General features: G+C 61.4%; 11 protein-coding genes. 6 read left to right on the top strand and 5 right to left on the bottom strand.

From position 1 onward, the window contains the following. Positions 1 to 49: 49 nt before the first annotated feature. Genes AAIE04_RS24315 through AAIE04_RS24305 form a run of 3 tightly spaced genes read right to left on the bottom strand, consistent with a single transcriptional unit; the run spans position 50 to position 4,622 of the window. Positions 50 to 1,285: a cytochrome c gene (locus tag AAIE04_RS24315; protein ID WP_019456079.1), complete on the bottom strand. Its 1,236-nt coding sequence runs from the start codon at positions 1,283 to 1,285 to the stop codon at positions 50 to 52. Beyond that, positions 1,282 to 1,836, bottom strand: coding sequence for a (2Fe-2S)-binding protein (locus AAIE04_RS24310; protein ID WP_033639400.1), 555 nt, complete (start codon positions 1,834 to 1,836; stop codon positions 1,282 to 1,284). The genes AAIE04_RS24315 and AAIE04_RS24310 overlap by 4 nt, the downstream gene beginning before the upstream one ends. Then, a complete protein-coding gene (locus tag AAIE04_RS24305; protein ID WP_498577816.1) occupies positions 1,833 to 4,622 on the bottom strand; it encodes a xanthine dehydrogenase family protein molybdopterin-binding subunit in 2,790 nt (929 codons plus the stop codon). Before AAIE04_RS24305 ends, AAIE04_RS24310 begins: the two co-directional genes overlap by 4 nt. A gap of 208 nt (positions 4,623 to 4,830) precedes the next feature. Between AAIE04_RS24305 and AAIE04_RS24300 the strand changes: the two genes are divergently transcribed. Further along, positions 4,831 to 5,415: a nucleotidyltransferase family protein gene (locus AAIE04_RS24300; RefSeq protein WP_063919687.1), complete on the top strand. Its 585-nt coding sequence runs from the start codon at positions 4,831 to 4,833 to the stop codon at positions 5,413 to 5,415. Between the two features lie 8 nt (positions 5,416 to 5,423). Next, positions 5,424 to 6,476 carry an XdhC family protein gene (locus tag AAIE04_RS24295; protein ID WP_074055094.1) on the top strand — a complete coding sequence of 351 codons (1,053 nt, stop codon included), beginning with the start codon at positions 5,424 to 5,426 and terminating at the stop codon, positions 6,474 to 6,476. Here AAIE04_RS24295 and AAIE04_RS24290 read toward each other — a convergent pair. Then, positions 6,400 to 7,266, bottom strand: coding sequence for a helix-turn-helix domain-containing protein (locus AAIE04_RS24290; RefSeq protein ID WP_019456084.1), 867 nt, complete (start codon positions 7,264 to 7,266; stop codon positions 6,400 to 6,402). The genes AAIE04_RS24295 and AAIE04_RS24290 overlap by 77 nt on opposite strands. A gap of 151 nt (positions 7,267 to 7,417) precedes the next feature. After that, on the bottom strand, positions 7,418 to 9,064 hold the full coding sequence (gene fumA, locus AAIE04_RS24285; RefSeq protein WP_019456085.1) for a class I fumarate hydratase FumA: 1,647 nt from the start codon (positions 9,062 to 9,064) through the stop codon (positions 7,418 to 7,420). A gap of 350 nt (positions 9,065 to 9,414) precedes the next feature. Here fumA and AAIE04_RS24280 point away from each other — a divergent pair, with 350 nt between their 5' ends. The 4 genes from AAIE04_RS24280 (at position 9,415) to gshB (ending at position 12,486) form a co-directional block, all read left to right on the top strand. Next, positions 9,415 to 9,927, top strand: coding sequence for a SprT family zinc-dependent metalloprotease (locus AAIE04_RS24280; RefSeq protein ID WP_004937462.1), 513 nt, complete (start codon positions 9,415 to 9,417; stop codon positions 9,925 to 9,927). A 101-nt stretch (positions 9,928 to 10,028) separates the two neighbouring features. Continuing rightward, the gene (gene endA / locus AAIE04_RS24275) at positions 10,029 to 10,724 is read left to right on the top strand and encodes a deoxyribonuclease I (protein ID WP_498577815.1); all 696 of its coding nucleotides are present in this window, start codon (positions 10,029 to 10,031) and stop codon (positions 10,722 to 10,724) included. A 69-nt stretch (positions 10,725 to 10,793) separates the two neighbouring features. Beyond that, positions 10,794 to 11,525 carry a 16S rRNA (uracil(1498)-N(3))-methyltransferase gene (gene rsmE, locus AAIE04_RS24270; RefSeq protein WP_498577814.1) on the top strand — a complete coding sequence of 244 codons (732 nt, stop codon included), beginning with the start codon at positions 10,794 to 10,796 and terminating at the stop codon, positions 11,523 to 11,525. Positions 11,526 to 11,535: 10 nt separating this feature from the next. After that, positions 11,536 to 12,486, top strand: a complete 951-nt coding sequence (gshB, locus tag AAIE04_RS24265) for a glutathione synthase (RefSeq protein ID WP_015379045.1) — start codon at positions 11,536 to 11,538, stop codon at positions 12,484 to 12,486. Positions 12,487 to 12,539 lie beyond the last annotated feature (53 nt).

Raw genomic sequence — 12,539 nt, 5'->3', positions numbered from 1 at the left:
TAAATAAAACGGCCCGCAGATGCGGGCCATTTTTTTGCCTGAACGCCGCTTACTTACGCAGCGCTTTCACCTGCTCGGCGGTGATATCCGCCGGCAAACCGCCCCAGGTCACACGCAGGTAATTCACCAGCTCGGCCACGTCGGCATCGCTCAGCCGCTCACCGAAGCCCGGCATGCTCTGCATGCTTTCACCGTTCGGGAACTGCTGGGCCGGCAAACCATCCAGCACCGACACGATCAGGTTCTTGCCGTCCGCCTGGCGCAGCGTGGCGTTATCGCGCATCGCCGGCGCGACGTGCGGTTTGCCCTCGCCTTCGCGCGCATGGCAGCCGGCGCACTGATCCAGGTAGGTCATGCGCCCGGCATCGCTGCCCTGGCCCACTGTTACCGGCACTGCCGCCGGCGGCTGCTCGCCCATCAGATACAGCGCCAACGCCTGATGGTCTTGCGGCGTCAAATGACGGGTGCTGAGATCCACCACCATATGCATTTCACTGAAGGCGGAACCCTGCGGCGCAAGGCCGGTGCTGAGGAAGCGGCTGACGTCCTGCGGCGTCCAGCCGCGCTGCGCCAGGCCATGCGGCGTAATGTCCGGCGCCATGAAGCGGCCGAGATCGCCGCCCTGCATCGGCTTGCCGAGATCCATCTGCCCCAGCGCGCCGCGCGGCGTGTGGCATTCACCACAGTGCCCCAGCACATCGGCCAGATAGCGGCCGCGCTGCCATTGCGGCGAGCTGCCCTGCGAACTGGCCGGCAGCGGATCCTGGCTGCGGAACAGCAGATTCCAGCCGATCAGCGCCATGCGCTGGTTGAACGGGAACGGCATCTCGTTGGCCGGAATGGCCACGTCTACCGCCGGACGCGTCATCAGGTAAGCATAGATATCATCGGCGTCCTGACGCGAAATGCCCTTGTACGAGGTGTAAGGCATCGCCGGATACAGGTGGCGCCCGCCCGGTGCCACGCCCTGCGTCAGCGCCAGGAAGAAGTCGTCCTTGCTCCAGCGCCCGATGCCGTGATCGGCCGACGGCGTCAGGTTGCTGCCGTAAATCGTGCCGAACGGCGTGTCCAGCGGATAGCCGCCGGCCAACGGCGCCCCGCCGCTGGCGGTATGACAGGCGGCGCAGTCGGCGGCCTGCGCCAGATAGCGGCCGCGGGCGATCTGTTCGGCGCTGGCGGTCACCTGCTGCACCGGGCCGTCGTAACGGCGGTTTTCCCGCCACCACAACAGCGCAATCACCACGATCGCCACCAACAAAATCAACCCTGCGAGACGTTTTTTCATTGTGCCGTCTCCTTCAGCAGCCCCGGCGTTTTCAGCACCACGTCGCGCACCGCTTCGTAGTAACGCACGTAGCCGGTGCAGCGGCAGATATGGCTGTCCAGCGCCTGCTCGATGGCGTTCTCCAGCTGATCGCGGGCGATCGGCTCACGCTTGAGCTTTTCTACGAAAATGGTGGCGGCGTTGACGAAGCCTGGCGTGCAGTAGCCGCACTGGAAGCTGTAGTGCTCCAGAAACGCCTGCTGGATCGGCGACAGCTCAACCACCTCCCCCTGTTCGTCCACCTTGGCGTGGCCTTCGACGGTGCGCACTTTCTTGCCGTTGAAGAAATGCGCGCCGGTGATGCAGGTGCGCACCTCTTCGCTGGTGCCGCTCGGGTGATCGACAATAGCCACGCAGGCGTGGCAAATGCCCTGCCCGCAGCCGAGGCGCGAACCGGTCAAATCGAGATACTCGTGCAGGAAATCGATCATCATCAAGCCTTCCGGCACCTCGATCGGGCCGTACTGTTTCTCGTTGATGGTCAGGGAAATCGGCTGGGTTTTAATGCTCATTGTAATACCTCACGAATATTTTCTGCACGAACGGGCAAATCACGGAAACGGTGGCCGGTGGCGTCGGCAATGGCGTTGACCAGTGCGGCCACGATCGGGATCATCACCACTTCCGCCATGCCTTTCGGCGGATCGGTTTCCGACAGCGCCGGCAGGATGTCGCCGCTCTGTTTCCACACCGCCACGTCGCTGGCGCGCGGCAGGTGGTAACGGTTGAAGTTCCAGGTGCCGTTGCCCGGGCCGTCTTCGTACAGCGGTAAATATTCGTGCAGCGCGTGGCCGATGCCCATCGCCAGCCCGCCCTGCAGCTGGCCGGAAACCAGTTCCGGCACGATCAGGTTGCCGCACTCCATGATCGAATGGTGATTCAGCAGTTCCACCTGGCCGGTGGCGATATCCACCGCCACTTCCGCCAGCGTGCCGACGGCACTGTAGTAGGTCACCGCCGCATTGTTGCGCTGGGTCGGCGGGTAGTAGACCTGCCCGCGCGCCAGCGGTTTGAATTCGCCGCCGGCGTTGCGCAGCGCCATGCCGTCGACCGGCAGGCGTTCGCTTTTGCCGTTCAGCGTGAAATCGGCCTCCGCCCACTGCCAGCGGTTGAAGACGTGCACCGCCGCGCCGGTGACGCCGCCCATCTTATAAGCCGTCTTGGCCAGCAGTTCGAGGCTCAGCACCGACATGCCCGCCGCCGTCAGGCCGCCTTCGACCCAACGCGCATCTTCGCGCCGCACCACCAACGGCGCCGCCTGGCCGCCGCCGATACCGGCCTGCCACAGCGCCATCGCCGCCGGCCACAGGCCGTGATCGAAGATCAGGCGCGCCGCTTCGCGGGTGCTGTGTGAGAAGTAATAGGCCGAGTTGCTGGCGCTGGACGGCGAACAGTAGCTCGGCGTCCAGTTAGGGTTGGTTTGCAGCTTGTCCTGCTCTTCCTGCGACATCAGGTAAGGATCGCCGCTGGTGACCATCGGCAGCACCGACCAGTCTGTGACCGAGAAGTGCGCTTCGTCGGCCGGTTTGCCCAGCCACTGGGCGCACAGCACCGACTGCGAGGTCGACATGCCGGTGCCCATCTCCGCGCCGCTGTGATGCAGGGTGATGCGGCCATCTTCGCTCAGCTCCACCCGGGCGAACGAAGTTTCCGCCCCGGTGCCGAAATCTTTCTGCACGCAGCCGAAACCAACGCCATAGCGCTTGCCGGGATGACGGCTCTCAAACTCGGCCTTGCGTTCGGCGCGCTTGAGCCACATCTCATGCTTCGCCGCCTTCTCCAGCACTTCATCGGCGCGGATCGCACCGGCCGGGATCGCCCCCTGGGTGTTTTTCATACCGGATTTCAGCACGTTGCGCAGGCGAAACTCGATAGGGTCGATCTTCAGCTCGGCGGCCAGTTCATCCACCATCATCTCGGTGGCGGCCATGCTCTGCAGCGTGCCGTAACCACGCGCCGAACCGGCGTCGATGGCGCGTGAAGCTAATCCGACCGACGACAGATCGCTTTTCGGGAAGTAGTAAATCGACTGGGCGGCGGTCGCGCCGACCATCACCACCGAAGGGGTAAAGTTGCTGCGGCCGCCGCCGTCCGCGGTCATGTCACCGAGGAACGACTGCATGACGCCGGTCTGACGGTTCACCGCGATGCGGTAGTTCATGTCGAACGCGTGACGCTTCAGCGCCGTCTGGAACTGTTCGAAGCGGTCGTTGGCCAGGCGCACCGGATGGCCGTCGCCGTACATCGCCGCCACCGCGCCGTAATACGGGAAGTTGTAGTGATCTTTCGAACCGTAGCCCACGGTGTAGCACGGGTGCAGGATCAGCTGTTTCACTGGCGGGTTGCGTTTGGCCAGCATGCGCGGCATTTCGTCGGCCACTTCCTGCGGCGACTGGGTCGGCACCACCAGATGCAGCGTTTGCGTCTGTGCGTCAAACCAGCCGTTGGCGTTGTCCGGCTCCAGCGCCGAGGTGTCGATGGACTGCGTGGTGTAACGGCGCGACATCACCAGCCAATCGGCCGGCGGATTCGCCAGCTCGTCGGCGATCAGGCCCGCATAGCGCATGCCTTCCTGATCCAGCTTGCCGCCCTCGCGCCCTTCCGGCCATACCGGCAGGTGTTTTTTCATCGACACCGGGAAAATCGGCGTGTCTTTCAGGCTGGAGAAGCGATCGTCGTCGAACGGCTGCTCCCCGCCCACCCGCACATAGCGGAAGCTGCCCCAGGGATCGCGCTCCAGCGGGCCGGTCACCGCGCCGTATTTGATGGTCTCTTCACGGAATTTCAGCTTGTCCTTGGCGAAACGGAAACGGGCGAACTCGTGATAGATCAGGATTGCCACCGCCTGGCCAAGATAGGCCGGGGTTTTGCCGCTCGGCAGCAGCATGTCATCACCGTAGAACGCCGGGAAAGCCAGGCCGTCGCGCGCCAGATCTTCCGCCGTCACTAGGCGATCCGGCTGTAGATCGTCCCCCAGCAGCGACAGATCGACCCCTTCGAACAGCCGGTCGGCTTGGGTGACGCGCAGAATAAAGGCGTGTGCCTGTTTCTGCGGCCAGTGCGGCATGTCCACCGCGCGGATATCGCGTGCGAACACCTTCTGCCCCATAACCTTGGCGCGGCCGTCGATGCGGAAACGCACGCGCTTGGTCTGCGGATCCCAGTTGGGCGACTGGAGGATTTTTTGCTCGAACAGCGCGGCGTAGGCGCGGCTGTACAAAGGCGCGAGGTACACGGATACCCCCGCAATCACGGCGCTTTTGATAAAGCGGCGCCGCGACGGGTTGAAATTGCTCATAAATAAGTCCTTCACGTCTTTCTTGTAATTGGTTTTTGTTCGCGGTGTTGTTGCGCAAACGCTGACGACCTTGCCGTAGACGTCATAAGCATATGCTTATAACTAAAATTATGTGATGATTAACAGGCTGTTTTCAACAAAAAAACATTTGCAAAACACTTATGGTTTGTATGCTAATAAATAATTTGCGCAAACGCGGGCCTCAACCATGACTACGGGCATTGTCATTACCGCCGCCGGACGCGGGGAGCGATTTATTCAGGCCGGCGGCCAGGGCAACAAGTTAAACGCAGGATTTGCCGATGCGGCGGGCGAGCGGCGTTCGCTGTTCGAGCACACCCTATGCCAGGCGCTGGCCTCCGGCCTGCCGGTACAGGTCGTGACCCGGCCGGATAATCTGCCGGTACTGGCAGCCTGCGCCGCCAACCAGGTGCCGGTCACCCTGCTCGCCAGCGCGGGCCTCGGCGACTCGATCGCCGCGGGCGTTGCGGCCACGTCGCACTGGCAAGGCTGGTTGATCCACCTGGCGGATATGCCGTTCGTCAGCGCCGATGTCTTTCGGCAGGTGGCGAACGCCTTACGGCAACACGCGATCGTGCGCCCCAGCTATGCGCAACAGCCCGGTCACCCGGTCGGCTTTTCCGCCCTATTGCGCAAACAACTTTGCCAACTGCACGGCGATAATGGCGCGCGTGGGCTGCTGCAAGGCGCAGCGGTACACCTGTTGCCGCTTGAGCACCCCGGCGTCGTGCAGGATATTGATCTTCCATCGCAACTCCCGGCCAGCGAGTAAATTCACCTATGCAACATCTTGATGTCACCGTGGTCAGCCAGGCGATAAACTGGCTGCAACAACAGCCGGTCTGGCTATGCACCGTACTCAGCACCTACGGCTCTTCGCCGCGGTCGCCGGGCGCGCTGATGGCGGCGACCCGTGACGGCCGCTACAGCGGCTCATTGTCGGGCGGGTGCGTGGAGGAAGACTTTCTGCGGCGCGTGGCCGCCGGGGAGTATCAGGCGGCCAGCCAGGTGATCCGTTATGGCGAAGGTGGCATGACGCCCAATGTAGCGCTGCCGTGCGGCGGCGTGTTGGACGTGCTGATCGAGTATCTGCCGGCGGGAGAAGCCAGCGTCGCTTACCTGCAGCGCATCGCCGGCGCGCTGGAAGGGCATCATGCGTTGCTCAAACGCCTGACGCTGCCCAACGCCTGCCATAGCCTTGAGCAGAGCCATTTCACCAGCGCCACTCAGGTTGAACGCCGGCTCGAGCAGATCACCCTGCATATCGCGGCCGCGCCGCGCCTGCTGATCGCCGGGCTGTCCAGCGTGGCGCTGTACTGCGCCGATTTCGCCGTAGCGCTGGGGTTTGAGGTGCTGGTGTGCGAGAACCGCCCTGAGGCGCTGGACAACTTCGCCGCCGAGCTGAAGCCCGGCGTGACGCTGTTGCGCCAGTTTCCGGCCAAGTTCATCGAGGAAGGCGGCTGCCATGCCAACACCGCCGTCGTGGCGCTGACCCACGATCCGCGGATGGACGACCTGACACTGATGGAAGCGATCCACACCCCGGCGTTTTACATCGGCGCCATGGGTTCGCTCAGAAACAGCGCGCGGCGGCGCCAGCGTTTGCAGCAGATCGCCGAGTTCACGCCGCAGGAGCTGGAACGCATCCATGCGCCGATCGGCCTGCCGCTCGGCAGCAAAACCCCGGCGGAAATCGCCCTGGCGGTGATGGCGGCTATCGTGCAGCAAAAAAACCGGCTGCCGGCCGCCGACGGGCTCAGTGCAGCGGCACCACCGGCACCAGATGCTGCAGCTCCAGGTGCAGCTCCTCTTTCCCGCTCAGCGAATAGCTGAACACCGTCATGTCCGGCCCGTCACCGCGGGCCAGCCCCATTTCGGGCAGCACCTGCGTGTAAATCTTAATGATGTGATCGTTGAGCGCCACCGGCTTGCCTGAATAGCGAAAACGGCAAAACTCGCCGTGGATCTCCGGCAGCGGCTCCAGCGCCACGCCTTCGCGCAGCGGATATTCCGTCTTCACGCCCAGGGTATAGTCGACTCTGACCCGCTCGCCGTCCGGCACCAGCTGGGTAAATGAATAGGTCTGCGTCGGGCGCTCGCCCAACAAGGTGTAGAACTGCGCCCGCAGCGCGCTGCGCAGCGGCAGGTGCGACTTATCCAGATTCTCGATATCCAGATGGTACGCGTAATGCTTGCCGTGAAACGCGTATTGCCCTCTGGCGATGCTGACGCGTTCGACCTGAATATCGCCGGGCTGGCTGGCCGCCAGCGAACGCACCAGGTTGCTGAAGTCCTGTTTGCGGGCATGGCGATACACGCTGGGCGATTCGGCGAAGTGTTTCTTGAAACAGCGCGAGAACGTCTGCTGATTATCGAATTGATATTCTACCGAAATATCGAGGATGCTCTTCTGCGTGAAACGCAAGGCGAAAGCGGCGAGATAGAGGCGGCGAGCGCGAATGTAAGAGGCTAACGACAATCCGGTCTGCTTCTTGAACATGCGCTGCAGGTACCATTTCGTATAACCTGACTTGGCGGAAACGATATCCAACGACAGCGGATTGGTCAGGTTATCTTCAATCCAGACCAGCAGTTCCCTGATATGATTTTCCTGCGTTCCCATGTGATTGCTGAAACCTTCTGTTGCCGATATTCCATTAGTCGAATTTTAGTGCTATCCGCGTAGGGTATACAGGTTAAAACTCGGCGTCCAGCAAGCTACAGGACTTTACACAATCCCCCTTCGCCGCCCGCAGGCGGCGAAGGGGCAACGCTTATTTCAGGCAGCTGGAGCATTGACCGGCCTGGATCTTCTGGAAGAAGTCATTGCCTTTGTCATCCACCAGGATAAACGCCGGGAAATCTTCCACTTCGATTTTCCAGATCGCTTCCATACCCAGCTCAGGATACTCCACGCACTCCAGGCTCTTGATGCTCTGCTGCGCCAGCACCGCCGCCGGGCCGCCGATGCTGCCGAGGTAGAAACCGCCGTGCTTGTGGCAGGCATCCGTCACCTGCTGGCTGCGGTTGCCTTTCGCCAGCATGATCATGCTGCCGCCGTGGGATTGCAGCAGATCGACATAGGAATCCATACGCCCGGCGGTGGTTGGCCCCAACGAACCGGACGCATAGCCTTCCGGCGTTTTGGCCGGGCCGGCGTAATAGATCGGGTGATCCTTGACGTACTGCGGCAGGCCTTCACCGCGATCCAGACGCTCTTTCAGCTTGGCGTGCGCGATATCGCGACCGACGATGATGGTGCCGCTCAGCGACAGACGGGTGGAAACCGGGTACTGTGACAGCTGTTTGAGGATCTCGGCCATCGGGCGGTTGAGATCGACCTTGATCGCCTCGCCCTCCCCGGCCTGGCGCAGCTCCTGAGGAATGAATTTACCCGGATTGTGCTCCAGTTTTTCCAGCCAGATACCGTCGCGGTTGATCTTGCCTTTGATGTTTCGGTCCGCCGAGCAGGAGACACCCATGCCGACCGGGCAGGACGCGCCGTGGCGCGGCAGGCGCACTACGCGGATATCGTGCGCGAAGTATTTACCGCCGAACTGTGCGCCCAGCCCCAGGTTCTGCGCTTCTTGCAGCAGTTCCGCTTCGAGTTCCAGATCGCGGAACGCCTGGCCATGCTCGTTGCCTTCGGTCGGCAGACCGTCGTAATACTTGGTCGAGGCCAGCTTGACGGTTTTCAGCGTCGCTTCTGCCGAGGTGCCGCCGATGACGAACGCCACGTGATACGGCGGGCAAGCCGCAGTGCCCAGCGTGCGCATCTTGTCGACCAGATAGTTTTTCAGTTTGCCCGGCGACAGCAGCGCCTTGGTTTCCTGATACAGATAGGTTTTGTTGGCGGAGCCGCCGCCCTTGGCGATACACAGGAACTTGTACTCTTCGCCGTCCACGCTGTAGAGATCGATCTGCGCCGGCAGGTTGCTGCCGGTATTGACCTCTTTGTACATATCCAGCGCGGCGTTCTGCGAATAGCGCAGGTTTTCTTCGATGTAGGTGTTATACACTCCGCGCGACAGGGCAGCTTCATCGCCGCCGCCAGTCCAGACGCGTTGGCCTTTCTTGCCCACGATGATCGCCGTGCCGGTGTCCTGGCAGGTCGGTAAAATACCCTTGGCGGCGATTTCTGAGTTACGCAGAAATTGCAGCGCAACGTACTTGTCGTTTTCGCTGGCGTCCGGATCTTTGAGGATATCGGCCACCTGCTGTTGGTGCGCCGGGCGCAGCATGAACGACGCGTCGTGGAACGCGTGCTGGGCAAGCAGGGTTAACGCTTCAGGGGCAACTTTCAGAATTTCCTGGCCTTCAAATTCGCTCACGGAAACGTGGTCGCGGCTCAGCAGGTAGTATTCGGTATCGTCTTTCTTCAGCGGGAACGGATCTTGATAGTGGAACGGTTTATTCGACATTGATCTCTCACTTGCAACATCAGCTGCGTTAAATTCACACTTGCGGCGCACGGCTCGGCGCCTTGTCAAAAAACTGCCTCCACCTTACGTATTTTTAATCAGTCAGTTATTGCGCCAAATCGCAAAATAACCGCTCTTTGCGTAAGGGATTACCACAGGCGGCGTTTCAACCTTGCTCGGTGAGAACTGCGGGTACAGGCTCATCATGCACGCTTTATTATCCCGCAGTTAACACATTGATTACAATCCATCGGCAGCGATCGTCTTATCAATGTGGTGAAAAAGCGCCGGATGCGGATTTGCGACGGGGCATATTGTCAGCCGCCCCGCCATTGCTTAAGCTAGCCGCAATGAACAAACCAAGAATCCCCATCGCGCTGCAACAAGCGGTGATGCGCTGCCTGCGAGAAAAGCTGCAGTTGGCCCGCCAGCATTTTGCCGTCGAATTCCCCGAACCCAGCATCGTCTATCAGCAACGCGGCACCAGCGCGGGCACCGCCTGGCTGCAAAGTTGGGAAATCCGCCTGAATCCGGTGCTGCTGCTGGAAAACCAACAGCCGTTTATCGATGAGGTGGTGCCACACGAGCTGGCGCACCTGCTGGTGTTTCGCCAATTCGGCCGGGTGGCGCCGCACGGCCGCGAATGGCGCTGGATGATGGAAAGCGTGTTGCTGACGCCCGCCAGCCGCACTCACCGTTTCGAAACCGCCTCGGTGCAAAGCAAAACCTTCCCCTACCGCTGCGGCTGCGGGCAGCACCAGCTCACCATCCGCCGCCATAACCGCGTGCTGCGCGGCGAAAGCGAATACCGCTGCCGCCGCTGCGGTGAGAAACTGAAATTTCTCGCCAGCGAGAACCTTTAGCTAAACGATTTATACGTTAAAACAAGCAAATATCGCCATTTGCCACTGCCGGCAAGTTCCGCTACCCTGCCTGCTTTTCCAATTTTGAGCTGTTTTGGAATATGCTTCGCAGAATTTTGTTTATCGCGGTTTTCACCGCAGGCGCCGCACAGGCGCACGGCATCAATAACTTCTCTCAGGCCAAAGCGGCGGCGGCCAAGATTAACCAGGATGCGCCTGGCAGTTTTTACTGCGGCTGCCGTATCGACTGGCAAGGTAAAAAAGGCATCCCGGATCTCGCCGGCTGTGGCTATCAGGTGCGTAAAAACGCCCAGCGCGCACAGCGCATCGAATGGGAACACGTGGTACCGGCCTGGCAGTTCGGCCACCAGCTGCAGTGCTGGCAAGACGGCGGGCGCAAGAACTGCAACAAAGACGCCACCTATCGCCAGATAGAAACCGATCTGCACAACCTGCAGCCGGCGATCGGCGAAGTGAACGGCGACCGCAACAACTTCATGTACAGCCAATGGAACGGCGGCGAAGGCCAGTACGGACAGTGTCCGATGAAAGTGGACTTCAAGAATAAACAGGCGGAACCGCCTGCCCGCGCCCGCGGTGCCATCGCCCGCACCTACTTCTACATGCGCGATCGCTACCAGCTGCGGCTATCGCGCCAGCAAATCCAGCTGTTCGAGGTGTGGAACCGACAATATCCGGTGAGCCAATGGGAATGTCAGCGCGAAGCACGTATCGCCAAGGTGCAGGGCAACCACAACCCCTATATTCAACAGGCTTGTCAGCAGCGGAAAAGCTAACCTACTATAGCCTTTATCTTTCATGGCGCCGCCAACCTGCGGCGCCGTTTCGTCAGGATCAGACTACCCATGCGCATACCCCGCATTTACCATCCGCAACCGCTGACCGACCAGGCGGAGATCGCCCTCAGCGAGGACGCCGCCAACCATGTCGGGCGCGTGCTGCGCATGAGCGCCGGCCAGGCGCTGCAGCTGTTCGACGGCAGCAACCAGGTGTTCGACGCCGAGATAATTCGGGTGGACAAGAAGAGCGTGCTGGTGCGCCTCGGCGACGGCCGCGTGGATGACATCGAATCGCCGCTCAACCTGCATCTGGGCCAGGTGATCTCGCGCGGCGAGAAGATGGAGTTCACCATCCAGAAATCCATCGAGCTGGGCGTCAACGTCATCACCCCGCTGTTTTCCGAGCGCTGCGGCGTCAAACTGGACGGCGAGCGTCTGGCGAAGAAAATCCAGCAATGGCAAAAGATCGCCATCGCCGCCTGCGAACAGTGCGGCCGCAACCGCATTCCGGAAATCCGCGAGGCGATGTCGCTGGAGGCCTGGTGCGCCGAGCAGGACGGCAGCCTGAAGCTCAACCTGCACCCGCGCGCCAGCCACAGCATCAACACGTTGCCGCAGCCGGTGGATCGCGTTCGCCTGCTGATCGGCCCGGAAGGCGGTTTGTCCGCTGACGAAATCGCCATGACCACCGACCACGGATTTACTGATATTCTGCTGGGACCACGCGTTCTGCGTACCGAAACCACAGCGCTCACCGCCATTACCGCTCTGCAGGTCCGCTTCGGCGACCTGGGTTAAAGGAGAAAAGATGATTAAGCTCGGCATCGTGATGGACCCAATCGATTCCATCAACATCAAGAAAGACACCAGCTTCGCCATGCTGCTCGAAGCGCAGCGCCGCGGTTACGAATTGCACTACATGGAGATGAACGATCTCTATCTGCATGCCGGTGACGGGCGCGCCCGCACCCGCCTGCTGAGCGTGAAGGAAGACAAGGAGAGCTGGTTCAGCTTCGGCGCCGAGCAGGATCTGGCGCTGCACGAGCTGGACGTGATCCTGATGCGCAAGGATCCGCCGTTCGATACCGAATACATCTACGCGACCTACATTCTGGAACGCGCCGAGGTTAAAGGCACGCTGGTGGTCAACAAGCCGCAAAGCCTGCGCGATTGCAACGAGAAGCTGTTCACCGCCTGGTTCCCGGAGCTGACGCCGGATACGCTGGTCAGCCGCAGCGCCGCGCACATCCGCAAATTCCACCAGCAGCACGGCGACATCATCCTGAAGCCGTTGGACGGCATGGGCGGCGCGTCGATCTTCCGCGTGAAGCAGGACGATCCTAACCTGTCGGTGATCATCGAAACCCTGACCGAACACGGCAGCCGCTTCTGCATGGCGCAGAACTTCCTGCCGGCGATCAAGGACGGTGACAAGCGCATCCTGGTCGTCGACGGCGAACCGGTGCCTTACTGCCTGGCGCGCATTCCGGCTCAGGGCGAGACCCGCGGCAACCTGGCGGCCGGCGGCCGTGGCGAAGCGCGCCCGCTGAGCGAGAGCGACTGGAAAATCGCCCGCACCGTCGCCCCGACGCTGAAAGAGAAAGGGCTGATCTTCGTCGGCCTGGACGTGATCGGCGACCGCCTGACTGAAATCAACGTCACCAGCCCGACCTGCGCGCGCGAGATCGAAGCGGCATTCCCGATTTCGATTACCGGCATGCTGATGGACGCCATTGAAAAGCGCCTGGCGGCAAAGTAATGCGCAATGCGGGCGGCATGCCGCCCGCTGTTCTGCATCGCGCCCGCCAAAGC

Source organism: Serratia sp. Ae19-1 (genome assembly GCF_059801225.1).
Note: the sequence above shows the minus strand (reverse complement) of the source record. Positions and strands in the feature narration are given on the sequence as shown.

What these genes read in the sequence shown, in the direction of transcription:
- AAIE04_RS24280 (WP_004937462.1), top strand. Translation starts at nt 9,415, where the DNA reads ATGAACAAACCAAGAATCCCCATCGCGCTGCAACAAGCGGTGATGCGC.
- fumA (WP_019456085.1), bottom strand. Translation starts at nt 9,064, where the DNA reads ATGTCGAATAAACCGTTCCACTATCAAGATCCGTTCCCGCTGAAGAAA.
- rsmE (WP_498577814.1), top strand. Translation starts at nt 10,794, where the DNA reads ATGCGCATACCCCGCATTTACCATCCGCAACCGCTGACCGACCAGGCG.
- AAIE04_RS24290 (WP_019456084.1), bottom strand. Translation starts at nt 7,266, where the DNA reads ATGGGAACGCAGGAAAATCATATCAGGGAACTGCTGGTCTGGATTGAA.
- AAIE04_RS24315 (WP_019456079.1), bottom strand. Translation starts at nt 1,285, where the DNA reads ATGAAAAAACGTCTCGCAGGGTTGATTTTGTTGGTGGCGATCGTGGTG.
- AAIE04_RS24305 (WP_498577816.1), bottom strand. Translation starts at nt 4,622, where the DNA reads ATGAGCAATTTCAACCCGTCGCGGCGCCGCTTTATCAAAAGCGCCGTG.
- AAIE04_RS24300 (WP_063919687.1), top strand. Translation starts at nt 4,831, where the DNA reads ATGACTACGGGCATTGTCATTACCGCCGCCGGACGCGGGGAGCGATTT.
- AAIE04_RS24310 (WP_033639400.1), bottom strand. Translation starts at nt 1,836, where the DNA reads ATGAGCATTAAAACCCAGCCGATTTCCCTGACCATCAACGAGAAACAG.
- gshB (WP_015379045.1), top strand. Translation starts at nt 11,536, where the DNA reads ATGATTAAGCTCGGCATCGTGATGGACCCAATCGATTCCATCAACATC.
- AAIE04_RS24295 (WP_074055094.1), top strand. Translation starts at nt 5,424, where the DNA reads ATGCAACATCTTGATGTCACCGTGGTCAGCCAGGCGATAAACTGGCTG.
- endA (WP_498577815.1), top strand. Translation starts at nt 10,029, where the DNA reads ATGCTTCGCAGAATTTTGTTTATCGCGGTTTTCACCGCAGGCGCCGCA.